We start from the raw sequence: 13,972 nt of genomic DNA, 5'->3' as shown, positions 1-13,972 counted from the left end.
GCACATCAAAAACACTTGACCCGCAACACAGTTGCTTGGGGGGCCGCGACCCGCGCAGCGGCGGAGCATGGGGGCCGATACCCCTCAGACCAGCCCCAGCTCGGCCATCGAAGCCGCCTGGTCGCGCGTGACGATGAAGTGGTCGAGCACCCGCACATCCACCAGTGCCAGCGAGGCCTTGAGCGACTGGGTGAGCGATTCGTCGGCGCGCGAGGGGCGGGCCTCGCCGCTGGGGTGGTTGTGCGCCAGCACCACGGCGGCGGCGTGGTGGTGCAGGGCGCGCAGCACCACTTCGCGCGGGTAGACGCTGGTCTGCGTCAGCGTGCCGCGGAACAGTTCTTCCAGCGCCAGCAGGCGGTTCTGGCTGTCCAGGAACAGCACGCAGAACACCTCGTGCGTGCGCGCGCCCAGCTGCAGCTGCAGGTAGTGGCGCACGGCCTGCGGGCTGTCAAACAGGGGGCGTTGCTGCAGTTCCTGCGCCAGCGCGCGGCGGGCGAGTTCGAGCACGGCCACCACCTCGGCGCGCTTGGCCGGGCCCAGGCCCTTGATGACCTTGAGCGCATCGGCGCCGGTGTGCAGCAGGCCGCCCACGCCGCCGAAACGGTCCAGCAATTCCTGCGCGAGCTGCAGCACGTGTTTGCCCGCCATGCCGGTGCGCAGCAACAGGGCCAGCAGTTCGGCGTCGCTCAGGGCCGAAGGGCCGCGGGCCAGCAGCTTCTCGCGCGGACGCGCGTCGCTGGGCAGGCTCTTGAGGCCGGTGTTGGGCGCGGTCGTGGCGTGGCCATCCATGTGTGTGTTCTCCCTGTGTCCGGGCCCTTTTTACAATAGCGGTCTTTCTCCGCAGCGCCGTTCCGGGCGCCTGCGCACCCCGGCAAGCCCGCCGGACCGCACTTCATCCCCATTCCGTCCATGCCGCACGTTCAAGAAGGTTCTTTTCTCACCCTGCACTACCGCCTGTCCGGCCCGCAGGGCAAGGTGGTGATCGACACCTTCGAGCAGGGCCAGCCCGCCACGCTGAGTCTGGGCGCCGGCGAGCTCTCGCCCGCCATCGAGCAGCGCCTGATCGGCCTGGAAGAGGGCACCACCACGGTGATCGACCTGGCCCCGGGCGAAGCCTTTGGCGAACGCCAGCCCGAGATGGTGCAGTGGGTGGCGCGCAAGCTGCTCAACGAACTGGGCGACCCGAACGAGCAATACACCGCCGGTGACGTGGTGCAGTTCCCCACGCCCGACGGGCTGGGCAGCTACGCCGGTTCGGCCGTCGAGGTGCGCGAGGATGGTTCGGTGCTGTTCGACTTCAACCACCCGCTGGCGGGCCAGGCGGTGACCTTCGAGGTCCAGCTCATCGGGGTGCTCTGATGAGCGAAATCTTTCTGGCCGAGCCGCGCGGCTTCTGTGCCGGTGTGGACCGTGCGATCGAGATCGTCGAGCGCGCGCTGGCCAAGTTCGGCCGGCCCATCTACGTGCGCCACGAGATCGTGCACAACACCTACGTGGTCAACGACCTCAAAGACAAGGGTGCGATCTTCATCGAGGAGCTGGACGAGGTGCCGCCCGGCGCCACGCTGGTGTTCTCCGCCCACGGCGTGAGCCAGGCGGTGCAGAAAGAAGCCGAGCGGCGCGGGTTTCGCATCTTCGACGCCACCTGCCCGTTGGTGACCAAGGTGCACGTCGAGGTCGCCAAGCTGTTCAAGGAAGGCTACGAGTTCCTCATGATCGGCCACAAGGGCCACCCCGAGGTCGAGGGCACCATGGGCCAGCTCAGCGAAGGCATCCACCTGGTCGAGGACATCGACGATGTGGCCAGGGTGCAGCCCCGGCAGACCGATCTGCTGGCCGTGGTGACGCAGACCACGCTGAGTGTGGACGACACGGCCGGCATCCTGGCCGCGGTCAAGGCGCGTTTCCCCAAGGTGCGTGAGCCCAAGCAGCAGGACATCTGTTACGCCACGCAGAACCGGCAGGACGCGGTCAAGCTGCTCAGCCCCCAGGTGGACATCGTCATCGTGGTCGGCAGCCCGACCAGCAGCAACAGCAACCGCCTGCGCGAGGTGGCCCACCGCCTGGGCACCGAGGCCTACATGGTCGACAACGCGGGCGAGCTGAAGGCCGAGTGGTTCGAGGGCAAGCAGCGCGTGGGCCTGACGGCCGGCGCCTCGGCGCCCGACATCCTGGTGCAGCAGGTCATCGACCGCCTGCGCGAACTCGGTGCCATTGCCGTGCGCCGCATGGACGGCCTGACCGAGACCATCAAGTTCCCGTTGCCCAAGGGCCTGAAGATCGATGGCGACGGCGCTGTCGATCATCTGCACTGAACCCGGTCCCTACAATCCTTCCATGCTAGACATCCTCCAACTCCGCAAAGACCTGGACGCCGTGGTGGCGCGCCTGGAAACCCGCAAGAACCCCCAGCCTTACCTGGACGTGACCGCCTACCAGGCGCTGGAAACCGAGCGCAAGGCGCTGCAGACCCGCACCGAAGCCCTGCAGGCGCAGCGCAACAGCCTGTCCAAGCAGATCGGCATGCTCAAGGGCAAGGGTCAGCATGCCGAGGCCGACGCTGTGATGGCGCAGGTCGGCGAGATGAAGGCCGAGCTGGAGACTTCAGCCGCGCGGCTGGAGGTGATCCAGGCCGAACTGCAGAACCTGCTGCTGGCCGTGCCCAACCTGCCGCACGAGAGCGTGCCGGTGGGCGCGGGCGAAGACGGCAACGTGGTGGTGCGCAGCTGGGGCACACCCCGCAGCTTCGACTTCGAAGTCCGCGACCATGTGGACATCGGTGAACAACTGGGTCTGGACTTCGACACCGGCACCAAGCTGGCTGGTTCGCGCTTCACCTTCATGCGTGGCCCCATCGCCCGCCTGCACCGCGCGCTCGCCCAGTTCATGCTCGACGTGCAGACCCAGGAACACGGCTACACCGAGTGCTACACGCCCTACATCGTCAACGGCGAGACCCTGCGCGGCACCGGCCAGCTGCCCAAGTTCGAAGGCGATCTGTTCGCCGTGAAGAAGGGCGGGCAGGAGGGCGAAGAGATGCCCGACACCCAGGCGCTGTACCTGATCCCCACCAGCGAGGTCACGCTGACCAACGTGGTGCGTGACACCGTGTTGTCCGAGGCCGATCTGCCGATCAAGATGACGGCGCACACGCCGTGCTTCCGCTCCGAGGCCGGCAGCGCCGGGCGCGACACGCGCGGCATGATCCGCCAGCACCAGTTCGACAAGGTCGAGATGGTGCAGATCGTGCATCCCGAGAAAAGCTACGAGGCGCTGGAAGCCATGACCGGCCACGCCGAAGCGATCCTGCAGAAACTGGGCCTGCCCTACCGCGTGATGAGCCTGTGCACCGGCGACATGGGCTTCGGCGCCAGCAAGACCTACGACCTGGAGGTCTGGGTGCCGGCGCAGGGCACCTACCGCGAGATCAGTTCGGTGTCGAATTGCGAAGCCTTCCAGGCGCGGCGCCTGCAGGCGCGCTTCAAGAACGCCCAGGGCAAGAACGAGCTGGTGCACACCCTCAACGGATCTGGCCTGGCCGTGGGCCGAGCGCTGGTGGCGGTGCTGGAAAACCACCAGAACGCCGACGGCAGCGTGACCGTGCCCGAGGTGCTGCGCCCTTACCTGGGCGGCCTGGAACGCCTGTCGGCCTGAGGCATCGGCGATGCCCCAATGAAAAAGCCCGGCAGAGCCGGGCTTTTTTGATTTGTGGCGAACACATCGGCCTCAAGGCGCCGGATCACGTAATCCGCGTGGCGCGGGCTTCGGAGGCCTTTCCAGTGCGCCCACCACTGCCGGACCACCTTTTCAAAGGTGGTGGCGTCCAAGAGTGCCCGCGTCAGCTTCGCTTCACGCTTGAGCTGGCCGGGGTCTTCACACGCGGCCAGGGCGTCCCGCGCCTTGTCGCGGCGCTTGCGGGCATCGGTCAGCGAAACCGCGGGGTACATCCCCAGGGCCAGGCGCTTTTCCTTCCCGCCGTGACGGTACTTCATGCGCCAGTATTTGCCGCCCGCCGCTGTCACTTCCAGGTACATGCCCAGGCCATCGGCCAGACGGGCGTGTGGCTTGTCGCTGGGGCAGGTGGCCCGGTCATATTCAAGCTTGGTCAGGGCATGGTGGCATTTTTGCAGGGGGCATCGGAAAACGCCGATTCGTGCCCCCAAATATGCCCCCGGTTGTGCCCGGCTGTAAATGGACGCTAGCGAACGTCCAGAAACGAAAAAGCCCCGATTTACGGGGCTTTGCGCGGTTTTTGTGGACTTCCTTGGAAGCCTTGAAACCTATCTGTGGCGGAGAAGGAGGGATTCGAACCCTCGGTACAGTTGAAACTGTACGCCGGATTTCGAATCCGGTGCATTCGACCACTCTGCCACCTCTCCGCGTCGAAGCCTTGCATTCTAGCAGGAGTGAGCGGTATTGCTTTTGACGTACCGATCTTCGGTGCCGGGGTGCGACAATGCCCCAAGACTTCCAGACACATCTCCCGGCATGCTCGTCGATACCCAGCCCGCGACCCATCAGCACCTGCCCGCCACCCCGGAGGTGCGGGACGAATGGGTCGACTCGCAGCTGATCGGTGTGCTCATGGACAACTTGGCGCCGTCGCTGTTGGCCGCTCTGCTGGCCTTGCCGGTGCTGGTGTTTCTCATGGCCGGCGAGGTCAACACCATTGCCCTGATCGTCTGGGCAGGCTTGTTGTTCTCGGCGTTGCTCTACCGCTACCGTCTGGTGGGCCTCTACCGTTTGCGGTACGACAGCGTGGGCGGGGCCATGCGGATGACCTTCATTCAGCGGTACGGCTGGACCTGGTCTCTGGTGGGGGCGATGTGGGGCGGCTCTGTGGCGCTGGTGTTCCAGCAGGCTTCCATGCAGACGCAGTTTGTTTGCGGCCTGGTGGTGTTGGGGCATGGCCTGTTGTCGCTCACCGCCTTCAGCGCCTATCTGCCTGTGCTGCGCCGCTACACCAATTTTCTGGTGGGCTCCGTGATGTTTGGGTTGTGCCTGTCTCTGGTTTGGACGGGTATCACGCCGGAACATGTGCGCATGGTGGCGTCGCTGGTGTTTTTGTCGTGTGTGTTTTGGTGGCTGCTGCGCATGGCGGGTGAGCGGCTCAACCAGGTGCACCGGGCCAGCCTGGAGCTGCAGTTCTCCAATCAGGAGCTGATCGACTCCCTGACGCAGCAGACCCGCGCTTCGCTGCGCGCGGTGGCGACCAAGAACCGTTTTCTCGCGTCGGCTGCGCACGATCTGCGCCAGCCGGTGCACGCGCTGAGTCTGTATGCCGACTGGCTGGCGACCGAGCCCGAGATGGCGCGCGACATCTCGCCCCGCATACTGCAGTCCACCCGGGCCATCAACGAGCTGTTCGACTCGCTGTTCGACCTGACCCGCATCGATGCCGGCAACTACAAGGTGCGTCTGCAGCACGTGGACGTGCGGCAGTTGTTTGCCGATCTGGCCACGCAGTTTGAACCGGTGGCCGCGGCCAAATCGTTGCGCTTGCGCACCCGCACGCCGCCATTGACCATCTGGGCCGATCCGGTGGTGTTGCGGCGCATCCTGGGCAATCTGTTGTCCAACGCGCTCAAACACACCAGTCGGGGGGGCGTGCTGCTGGGTCTGCGCCAGCGCACCGACATGTTGGTGTTCGAGGTCTGGGACACGGGCGTGGGCATTGCGCGCGAGCACCAGCAGGCGATCTTCCAGGAGTTTTTCCGCGTGTCGCAGCACCAGGGGACCGAGGACAGCCTGGGGCTGGGCTTGACCATCGTCTCGCGGCTGGCAACGTTGATGGGCTACCAGTTGGCCCTGTCGTCCGAAGCGAGCCGGGGCAGCGTGTTTCGGGTAATGCTGCCCGCGTTCACGCAGCGCGACCAGCACCACGAGGCCGGCCCCACGGTGGTGCTGAGTTCGGCGCTGATGCCCTTACGCTGAATGGCGCTGTGAGGCGCCGTTGCGGGGCGCCATGCGCCCGCAGCAGGAGGGTTTACAGGTCAAGCAGGCCGGCGGTGCGGGCCAGGTGGCTGGCTTGCGAGCGGCTCTTGACGTTCAGGCGCCTGAACAGACGCCACAGGTGCACCTTGACGGTGTGTTCGCTGATCTGCAGCTGCTCGGCGATGTCGCGATTGGACAGGCCGCGGTCGAGCATGACCAGCAGCTGCTTTTGCCGCTTGGAGAGCTTTTCCGGGATGGTGGGCGCGTTTTCGTCCTCGGGCTCTTCGGCCAGGAATTCCTTGAGGACCTTGGCGATCTGGGCGGCGCCGGCGGACTTCTCCACGTAGGCATCGGCTCCGGCTTCGCGCGAGAGGTCTTCGTAGTCCGACGCAGGCGAAGCCGACAGCACGATCAGGGAGGTGTCGGGCAGCATCTGCCGGATTTCACGCACACCAGACACGCCGTTGGTGTCGGGCAGCTTCAAGTCGAGGCAGACCAGTTCGGGTTCACCGTGTTCGGCAATGGCCTTGTTCACCGACGCCAGGCGTTCCAACTCCACCACCTGGGTCGAAGCCCGCAGGCGGCGCAGCAGCATGACGACGGCTTCACGCATCAGCGGATGATCGTCAATGACAAAGATACTCATGGCAATGGGTGTAGGCAGCTAGGGGTCTGTTGAGAGCATATCGGCATCGGGGCGGTTTGGCGAGTGTGAAGTACGCCCAAATGCAGACCTTGTTTTTGGTTTTTTCAACCGCATGCAGCCCGTCGTGGAACTATGGACTGAAGGGTTTCAGTGGGCGCGCAGAGCGTCTTGTCTGTCAACCCCTCATTCTGGGGCCTGGACGAACTGCGCCAGTGCCGCGCTGACCGCTGCCGGATCGGCCTGTGAGGCCAGCACGCCGGCCAGCGCCTGCAACGCGGCTGGGCCTTCTTTCTGAAGGCGGGTCATCGATTGTGCCGCGTCCCGGGGCGAGGCGAAGCCGGTGCTTTGCAGCAACAGCTGTCCTTTGGCGTCCAGCAGTTTGAAATAGAACTGGCCGTCGCTCTCACGGTATTGCTTGAAGCTGGGTGCGGCCACTTTGGCGGTCTTGACCGGCTGGGCGCTGGACGGGGCACTGAACAGGGGGCGCAGACCCACGGCGTGGCGCAGCTGGGCTGTGAACGGGGTGGCCACCGAGCGCGCCTTTTCGGCGCCGGCTTTGAGGGTTTTTTCGATGCTGGCGGGGTCGCGCATCATGTCCTCGTACACCCCGCGCATGGGCGCGATTTCGCGGTCCAGGCGTTCGAACAGCCGCTGTTTGGCGTCGCCCCAGGCGATGCCTTCGGCATAGGCTTTGGCCATCTCAGCCGTTTCGTCGGCGCTGGCGAAGGCCTGGTAGAGCTGGAACAGCGCCGAACCTTCGGTGGTTTTGGGTTCGCCGGGCGCACGCGAGTCGGTCACGATGCCCATGATGAGCTTGCGCAGCTGTTCCTTGGTCGCAAACAGCGGGATGGTGTTGTCGTAGCTCTTGCTCATCTTGCGGCCGTCCAGCCCGGGCAGGGTGGCCACGTGGTCTTCAATCACCACCTCGGGCAGCGTGAAGTGTTCACCGTAGAGGTGGTTGAAGCTGGCCGCGATGTCGCGCGCCATTTCGATGTGCTGGATCTGGTCGCGGCCCACCGGCACCTGGTGGGCGTTGAACATCAGGATGTCGGCCGCCATCAGCACCGGGTACATGAACAGCCCGGCGGTCACGCCGGCGTCCGGGTCTTCGCCGGCGGCGTTGTTCTTGTCGACCGAGGCTTTGTAGGCGTGGGCGCGGTTGAGCAGGCCCTTGCCGGTGACGCAGGTCAGCAGCCAGGTCAGTTCCGGGATCTCCGGGATGTCGGACTGGCGGTAGAAGGTGACCTTGTCCGGGTCCAGGCCGCAGGCCAGCCAGGTGGCTGCGATTTCCAGCGTGGAGCGTTGCACCCGGGCGGGCTCACCCACCTTGATGAGGGCGTGGTAATCGGCCAGGAAGTAGAAGTTGCTGGTGTCGGGCTGGCGGCTGGCGCGCACCGTGGGGCGGATGGCGCCCACGTAGTTGCCCAGGTGGGGCGTGCCCGATGTGGTGATGCCGGTGAGGACGCGACGGAGGCTCATGGGGTACAGACGATCAGAAAAGCAAGGCGCGCACGGGGGTGAGCACCCAGTGGATCAGGCCGCTGGTCAGCCCCATCAGCGGGCGCATCCACAGGCTGCTGACCACGCCGGTGATGACCAGTGCCATGACGACGAAAAAGCCCCAGGGCTCAATGCGCGAGACCTGCCAGGCCAGGGGCTGGGGCAGCAGGCCCACGAGGATGCGGCCGCCGTCCAGCGGGGGCAGCGGGAACAGGTTGAAGGCGAACATGACGAGGTTGACCAGCAGGCCGGCCTTGCACATTTCGGTGAAGAAGCGTTCGTTCACGCCCAGCGCGATCAGCAGGTACAGCGCCAGCGTCCAGAGAACGGCTTGCACGAGGTTGGCGCCCGGGCCGGCCAGCGCCACCCAGACCATGTCTTTCTTCGGGTTGCGCAGGCGGCCGAAGTTCACCGGCACCGGCTTGGCGTAACCGAAGAGGAAGGCGCCCCCCGTGGCGAAGTACAGCATCAGCGGCATGGCGATGGTGCCCACCGGGTCGATGTGTTTGAGCGGGTTGAGCGTGATGCGGCCCAGCATGTGGGCCGTGTTGTCCCCGTAATGGCGGGCCGCGTAGCCGTGCGCCGCCTCGTGCACCGTGATGGCAAACAGCACGGGCAGGGCGTAGAGGGCAACGGTCTGAACGATCTGGGCGAAGTCCATGGGGAAAGCGGGCAAAGGGCTATTGTCCCAGATGGGCCGACACCCCCGCCGCCAGGGCCGCGGCGGTGCTCACAGCCCCAGCGGGGCCAGCGGCCCCCGGCCGGCGCGCACCACCTCGGGGTCGCCGCCCGTGCCCATGGGCGTGAGGTCGATCACCGTCGTCGGTTCCATGGCACAGGCCCCGGCGTCGAGCACGCCGTCCACCGCGTGTTCAAAGCGTTCCAGGATCTCCTGCGCATCGTTCAGGGGCTGGTCTTCGCCGGGTGGGATCAGCGTGGTCGCCAGCAGCGGGGCGTTGTGCAGGTCCAGCAGGGCCAGCAGGGCGTTGTGGTCCGGCACCCGCAGGCCGATGGTTTTGCGCGAGGGGTGGCTGAGCCGGCGCGGCACTTCTTTGCTGGCTTCGAGGATGAAGGTGTAGGCGCCCGGTGTGGCGGCCTTGAGCAGGCGGTACTGGCGGTTGTCCACCTTGGCGTAGTTGGCCAGTTCGCTCAGGTCGCGGCAGAGCAACGTGAGGTGGTGCTTGTCGTCCACCTGCCGGATGCGGCGCAGCCGGTCGGCCGCGGCCTTGTCGTCCAGGTGGCAGACCAGGGCGTAGCTCGAATCGGTGGGCACGGCCAGCACGCCGCCTTTGTCCAGCAACTGCACGGCCTGCTTGAGCAGGCGCGGTTGCGGGTTGTCGGGATGGACTTCGAAATACTGGGACATGGTGTGTATTGTGCGCGGGCCGCCGCAGGCCACCCGTTGACCGGACTCAAGGCTCCGGCGGCTGCAGCAGCGGCTGCTGTTCGCGCGCGGTCAGCCAGCTGGCCGTGGCGCCGCAGACCACGATGAGCGCGATGCCCGCCAGTTCCAGGGCGCCCGGGATGTGGTCGAACACCAGCCAGCCGCACAGCATGGCGAAGCCGATCTGCGTGTACAGGTAGGGCGTGAGGGTGGAGGCCGGCGCGCGCGCGAACGCGAGGATCAGCAGGAAGTGGCCCACCGTGCCCATGAGGCCGACCAGGCACAGCAGGGCGAAGCTGGTCGCGTCGGGCATGGCCTGCCAGACCAGCGGCAGCACGGCGGTGGCGATGAGCGCGCCCACCCAGCCGGTGTAGAAATGCATGGTCATCGGGTCTTCGGTGCGCGCCAGCCGGCTGGTGAGGATCTGGAACCAGGCGTAGGTGACCACCATGGCCAGCGGCAGCAGCGTGGCCCAGCCGAACGACGCGCCGCCGGGCTGCACCACGAGCAAGGCGCCCAGGAAACCCCCGCTGACCAGCAGCCAGCGCAGCAGCGACACCCGCTCCTTCAGGAACAGGGCGGCCAGCAGCGTGACCACCAGCGGCGTGGTCATGACAAAGGCGGTGAATTCGCCCACCGGCATGTACTGCACCGCCACAAAAGACAGCGCGCTGACCGTCAGCAGCAGGCATCCGCGCAGCAGCTGAAAGCGCGGGTGCTCGGTGTGCAGCAGACTGCGGCCGCGCACCGGCAGCATGAACGCGGTGACCGCCAGCGCCTGGAACACGTAGCGGAACCACACCGCCACCAGCACCGGCACGAAGGCGCCCACGTACTTGACCGCGGTGTCGAGCACCGCAAAACAGGCCACCGCCAGCACCAGAAAGGCGATGCCCAGTGGGGCGCGGGCGCCCGCGGCGTGGCCTGTCATCCGTGAACGCGGTCGGTGAGCAGCGACCACACCGGGGTGACGCGGCCCGGCAGGTCCGGCAACTGGCCCAGGTCGGTGTGGCTCTCGTCGGGGCTGTGGAAGTCGCTGCCGCGCGAGGCGACCAGATCGAACTCGTGGCAGAAATCGGCGTACTTCACGTAGTCGGCCGGGCCGTGCGCGCCGGTGACGACCTCCACGCCCTGGCCGCCCAGGGCCTTGAATTCGGAGAACAGCGCGTACTCTTCGTTGGCGGTGAAGGGGTAGCGGCCCGGGTGGGCGATGACGGCCACGCCGCCGGCGCCGGTGATCCAGCCCACGGCGTTGCGCAGCGTGGCCCAGCGGTGCGGCACGAAGCCGGGCTTGCCTTCGGTGATGTATTTGCGGAAGACCTCGTTGGTCTCCTGGCACACACCGATTTCCACCAGGTAGCGCGCGAAGTGCGAGCGCGAGATCAGCTCCGGGTTGCCCACGTACTTGAGCGCGCCTTCGTATACGCCCGGGATGCCGGCCCGCTGGGCCAGGTCGTCGCTCATCTCGCGCGCACGCTGCTCGCGCCCGCCGCGCGTCTGGCGCAGGCCTTCGATCAGGGCGGGGTCGGTGTGGTCAAAACCCAGGCCCACGATGTGCACGGTGGCCCCTGCGAACGTGACCGAAATCTCGGCCCCCGTGAGGTAGGGCAGGCCCGCGGCCTGTGCTGCGGCTATGGCACGGTCCTGGCCGCCGACCTCGTCGTGGTCGGTGAGCGACCACAGATCCACGCCGTTGGCCTTGGCGCGCTGCGCCAGCACTTCGGGCGTGAGGGTGCCGTCGGAGACGACGGAATGGCAATGCAGGTCGGCGTTGAGAAGGTGGGTCACGGGTTCATTTTAGGTTTGGCGCATGCCGGGCGCCGCACGAACCCGCAAACCCCGCGACAGCAGCAGTGACTCCATTTCAGAACATCGCGGAACGGGCTTCGCCGGGCCGCAGGTGTTGCCCCCTGGGGGTGACGCCGCAGGCGGCGCGGGGGCGTCCACCACGCGACGCGGGCGGCAATTACCCCGTGTTCCGCAACCCGGCCGCGATCCCGTTGATCGAGATGTGGATGCCGCGGCGCACCTTTTCGTCCCGGCTGGCGTCGTTCTCGCCGGCGCGGTAGCGCCGCACCAGCTCGACCTGCAGGTGGTGCAGCGGGTCGATGTAGGGGAAGCGGTGGCGCATCGAGCGCTGCAGCGACTCGTTGTTCACCAGGCGCTGCTTCTCGCCGGTGATCAGCGTCAGGGCGTCGGCCGTGCGGTGCCATTCGGCCTCGATCGCGCTGAACACCTTGTTGCGCAGCTTCTTGTCTTCCACCAGTTCGGCGTAGCGCGTGGCCAGGGCCAGGTCGCTCTTGGCCATCACCATGTCCATGTTGGACAGCAGGGTGCTGAAGAACGGCCACTGCTTGACCATCTTCTGCAGCTGGGCCTTTTGCTGGGCCACGCCCTTGGGCCCGTTCTTGTGCAGGAAGCCATGCACCGCCGAGCCGAAGCCGTACCAGCCCGGCAAGGTCAGGCGGCACTGGCCCCAGCTGAAGCCCCAGGGAATGGCGCGCAGGTCTTCGATCTTCTGTGTGGCCTTGCGCGAGGCCGGGCGCGAGCCGATGTTGAGCTCGGCGATCTCGCGGATCGGTGTCGCGGCAAAGAAGTAGTCGGCAAAGCGCGGGGTGTCGTACACCAGCGCACGGTAGGCGGCCATGCTGGCCGAAGACAGCTCGGCCGCGGCCTCCAGGAATGCCTTGGGTGCATTGCGCGTGGGCTGCAGCAGTGTGGCCTCCAGCGTGGCCGCGACCAGGGTTTCGAGGTTGCGGCGGCCGATCTCGGGGTTGGCGTATTTGGAGCCGATCACCTCACCCTGCTCGGTCAGGCGGATCTGGCCGCGCACCGTGCCCGGGGGCTGGGCCAGGATGGCCTGGTAGCTCGGGCCACCGCCGCGGCCGACGGTGCCGCCGCGGCCATGGAACATACGGAGCTGGATGGTCTTGTCGGCGCCGCTGTTGAGGCTGTCGAACAGCTCCACCAGCGCGATCTCGGCGCGGTACAGCTCCCAGTTGCTGGTGAAGATGCCGCCGTCCTTGTTGCTGTCGGAGTAGCCGAGCATGATGTCCTGCTCGCCGCCGCTGCGCTGGACCATGGCGCGGATGCCGGGCAGGGCGTAGTAGTCGCGCATGATGGGCGCGGCGTTGCGCAGGTCTTCGATGGTCTCGAACAGCGGCACCACGATCAGGTCGGCGGTGGCGTCTTCATTGAGCAGGCCGCGCATCAGGCCGGCTTCCTTCTGCAGCAGCAGCACTTCCAGCAGGTCGCTCACCGTTTCGGTGTGGCTGATGATGGCGTGGCGGATGGCTTGCGCACCAAAGCGTTCGCGGCCGCTGCGCGCGGTGTCGAAGATGGCCAGCTCGCTCTGCGCATGGGCCGAGTAGGCGTGACCCGGCACGCGCAGCGGGCGCGCGTCGTTGAGCTGGCGCAGCAGCACGGCGCGCTTGGCCATTTCATCGAGGCCGCTGTAGTCGGCCTCGATGCGGGCCGTGGCCAGCAGCTCGGCCACCACTTCTTCGTGTTTGTCGGAGCTCTGGCGCAGGTCGACGGTGGCGAGGTGGAAGCCGAACACCTGCACCGCGCGGATCAGCGGGCGCAGGCGCGAGCGGGTCAGCGCCGCGCCGTGGTGCGCCACCAGCGAGGCGTCGATGGTGCGCAGGTCGGCCAGCAGTTCCTCAGCGCTGGTGTAGGCGTCTTGCGGCGCCACGGCGTGGCGGGCCGCCTCGCCGCCGGTCAGCGCGTGCAGCGTGGCGGCCAGGCGGGCGTACATGCCGGTCAGGGCGCGGCGGTAGGGTTCGTCCTGGCGGTGCGCGTTCTGGTCGGGCGAGCGCTCGGCCAGGGCCTTCATCTCGGGGCTCACGCGGGCCAGCATGGCCGACACCGACAGCTCGGCGCCCAGGAGGTGCAGCTGCGTGAGGTGGTGGCGCAGCACCATGTCCGCCTGGCTGTGCAGGGCCAGCTCCAGCGTCGGCGCGGTCACGTTGGGGTTGCCGTCGCGGTCGCCCCCGATCCACTGGCCCATGCGCAGGAACGGCGCCAGGTCCTGCGAGTCCAGCCCGTCTTGCAGGCCGTCCTCCAGGTCGCGGTAGATGCGCGGAATCTGCGTCAGGAAGGTGGTCTGGTAGTAGCTCAGCGCGTTCTCGATCTCGTCGGCCACGGTCAGCTTGGTGAAGCGCAGCAGGCGCGTCTGCCAGAGCTGGGTCACGCGGGCGCGCAGCTGGGCTTCGAAGTCGGCCACGTCGCGGGGCAGCAGCTGTTCGCGTTCGGCCAGCAGGAGGGCGATGGCGCGTTCGGCGTCCAGAATGCTCTTGCGCTGCACCTCGGTGGGGTGGGCGGTGAGCACCGGCGAGATGTGCGCCTGCGCCAGGGTTTGCGCGATGGCGGCGGGCGCGATGCCGGCCTTGTGCAGACGCTGCAGGGTCAGCGCCAGGCTGCCTTCCTGCAGGTCGCCGGCGCGGTCGTGCACCGCGCGGCGGCGGATGTGGTGCCGGTCCTCGGCCAGGTTGGCCAGGTGGCTGAAG

At 67.0% G+C, this 13,972-nt stretch carries 13 protein-coding genes and 1 tRNA gene; 4 read left to right on the top strand and 10 right to left on the bottom strand.

Annotation, left to right across the window (positions count from 1 at the left end; all coding sequences use genetic code 11):
• Window positions 1–84 precede the first annotated feature (84 nt).
• Window positions 85–789 carry a RadC family protein gene (gene radC, locus RMP09_RS17985; protein WP_310567346.1) on the bottom strand — a complete coding sequence of 235 codons (705 nt, stop codon included), beginning with the start codon at window positions 787–789 and terminating at the stop codon, window positions 85–87.
• A gap of 120 nt (window positions 790–909) precedes the next feature.
• Between radC and RMP09_RS17980 the strand changes: the two genes are divergently transcribed.
• Genes RMP09_RS17980 through serS form a run of 3 tightly spaced genes read left to right on the top strand, consistent with a single transcriptional unit; the run spans window position 910 to window position 3,654 of the window.
• Window positions 910–1,359, top strand: a complete 450-nt coding sequence (locus RMP09_RS17980; protein ID WP_310567345.1) for a peptidylprolyl isomerase — start codon at window positions 910–912, stop codon at window positions 1,357–1,359.
• The gene (gene ispH, locus RMP09_RS17975; RefSeq protein ID WP_310567344.1) at window positions 1,359–2,315 is read left to right on the top strand and encodes a 4-hydroxy-3-methylbut-2-enyl diphosphate reductase; all 957 of its coding nucleotides are present in this window, start codon (window positions 1,359–1,361) and stop codon (window positions 2,313–2,315) included. The genes RMP09_RS17980 and ispH overlap by 1 nt, the downstream gene beginning before the upstream one ends.
• Before the next feature lie 22 nt (window positions 2,316–2,337).
• The gene (gene serS, locus RMP09_RS17970) at window positions 2,338–3,654 is read left to right on the top strand and encodes a serine--tRNA ligase (protein WP_310567343.1); all 1,317 of its coding nucleotides are present in this window, start codon (window positions 2,338–2,340) and stop codon (window positions 3,652–3,654) included.
• Here the strand turns inward: serS and RMP09_RS17965 are convergent.
• Together RMP09_RS17965 and RMP09_RS17960 are read right to left on the bottom strand one after the other, a co-directional pair.
• On the bottom strand, window positions 3,621–4,163 hold the full coding sequence (locus tag RMP09_RS17965; RefSeq protein WP_310567342.1) for an Arm DNA-binding domain-containing protein: 543 nt from the start codon (window positions 4,161–4,163) through the stop codon (window positions 3,621–3,623). The genes serS and RMP09_RS17965 overlap by 34 nt on opposite strands.
• Window positions 4,164–4,287: 124 nt before the next feature.
• A tRNA-Ser gene (locus RMP09_RS17960) sits at window positions 4,288–4,379 on the bottom strand.
• A 109-nt stretch (window positions 4,380–4,488) separates the two neighbouring features.
• Here RMP09_RS17960 and RMP09_RS17955 point away from each other — a divergent pair.
• Entirely contained in the window at window positions 4,489–5,934 is a 1,446-nt protein-coding gene (locus RMP09_RS17955) for a HAMP domain-containing sensor histidine kinase (protein ID WP_310567341.1), read from the top strand.
• 52 nt (window positions 5,935–5,986) lie between these two features.
• Here the strand turns inward: RMP09_RS17955 and RMP09_RS17950 are convergent, their stop codons facing one another.
• The 7 genes from RMP09_RS17950 to ppc all read right to left on the bottom strand — a co-directional run.
• Window positions 5,987–6,580, bottom strand: coding sequence for a response regulator transcription factor (locus RMP09_RS17950; protein ID WP_310567340.1), 594 nt, complete (start codon window positions 6,578–6,580; stop codon window positions 5,987–5,989).
• A gap of 183 nt (window positions 6,581–6,763) precedes the next feature.
• Entirely contained in the window at window positions 6,764–8,059 is a 1,296-nt protein-coding gene (locus tag RMP09_RS17945) for a tryptophan--tRNA ligase (protein WP_310567339.1), read from the bottom strand.
• A gap of 13 nt (window positions 8,060–8,072) precedes the next feature.
• Window positions 8,073–8,741, bottom strand: a complete 669-nt coding sequence (locus tag RMP09_RS17940; RefSeq protein ID WP_310567347.1) for a site-2 protease family protein — start codon at window positions 8,739–8,741, stop codon at window positions 8,073–8,075.
• A 69-nt stretch (window positions 8,742–8,810) separates the two neighbouring features.
• The gene (locus RMP09_RS17935; RefSeq protein ID WP_310567338.1) at window positions 8,811–9,446 is read right to left on the bottom strand and encodes an L-threonylcarbamoyladenylate synthase; all 636 of its coding nucleotides are present in this window, start codon (window positions 9,444–9,446) and stop codon (window positions 8,811–8,813) included.
• A 46-nt stretch (window positions 9,447–9,492) separates the two neighbouring features.
• Window positions 9,493–10,395 carry a DMT family transporter gene (locus tag RMP09_RS17930; protein ID WP_310567337.1) on the bottom strand — a complete coding sequence of 301 codons (903 nt, stop codon included), beginning with the start codon at window positions 10,393–10,395 and terminating at the stop codon, window positions 9,493–9,495.
• Window positions 10,392–11,252 carry a 3',5'-nucleoside bisphosphate phosphatase gene (locus RMP09_RS17925; RefSeq protein ID WP_310567336.1) on the bottom strand — a complete coding sequence of 287 codons (861 nt, stop codon included), beginning with the start codon at window positions 11,250–11,252 and terminating at the stop codon, window positions 10,392–10,394. Before RMP09_RS17925 ends, RMP09_RS17930 begins: the two co-directional genes overlap by 4 nt.
• Before the next feature lie 178 nt (window positions 11,253–11,430).
• Window positions 11,431–13,972 (bottom strand): phosphoenolpyruvate carboxylase (ppc, locus tag RMP09_RS17920; protein WP_310567335.1); only part of this gene is annotated, 2,542 nt, incomplete at its 5' end.

The organism is Hydrogenophaga sp. (assembly GCF_031426985.1).
Classification (GTDB): domain Bacteria; phylum Pseudomonadota; class Gammaproteobacteria; order Burkholderiales; family Burkholderiaceae_C; genus Hydrogenophaga.
The sequence above is the reverse complement of the archived record's forward strand: the minus strand, read 5'-3'. Positions and strand labels throughout refer to the sequence as shown.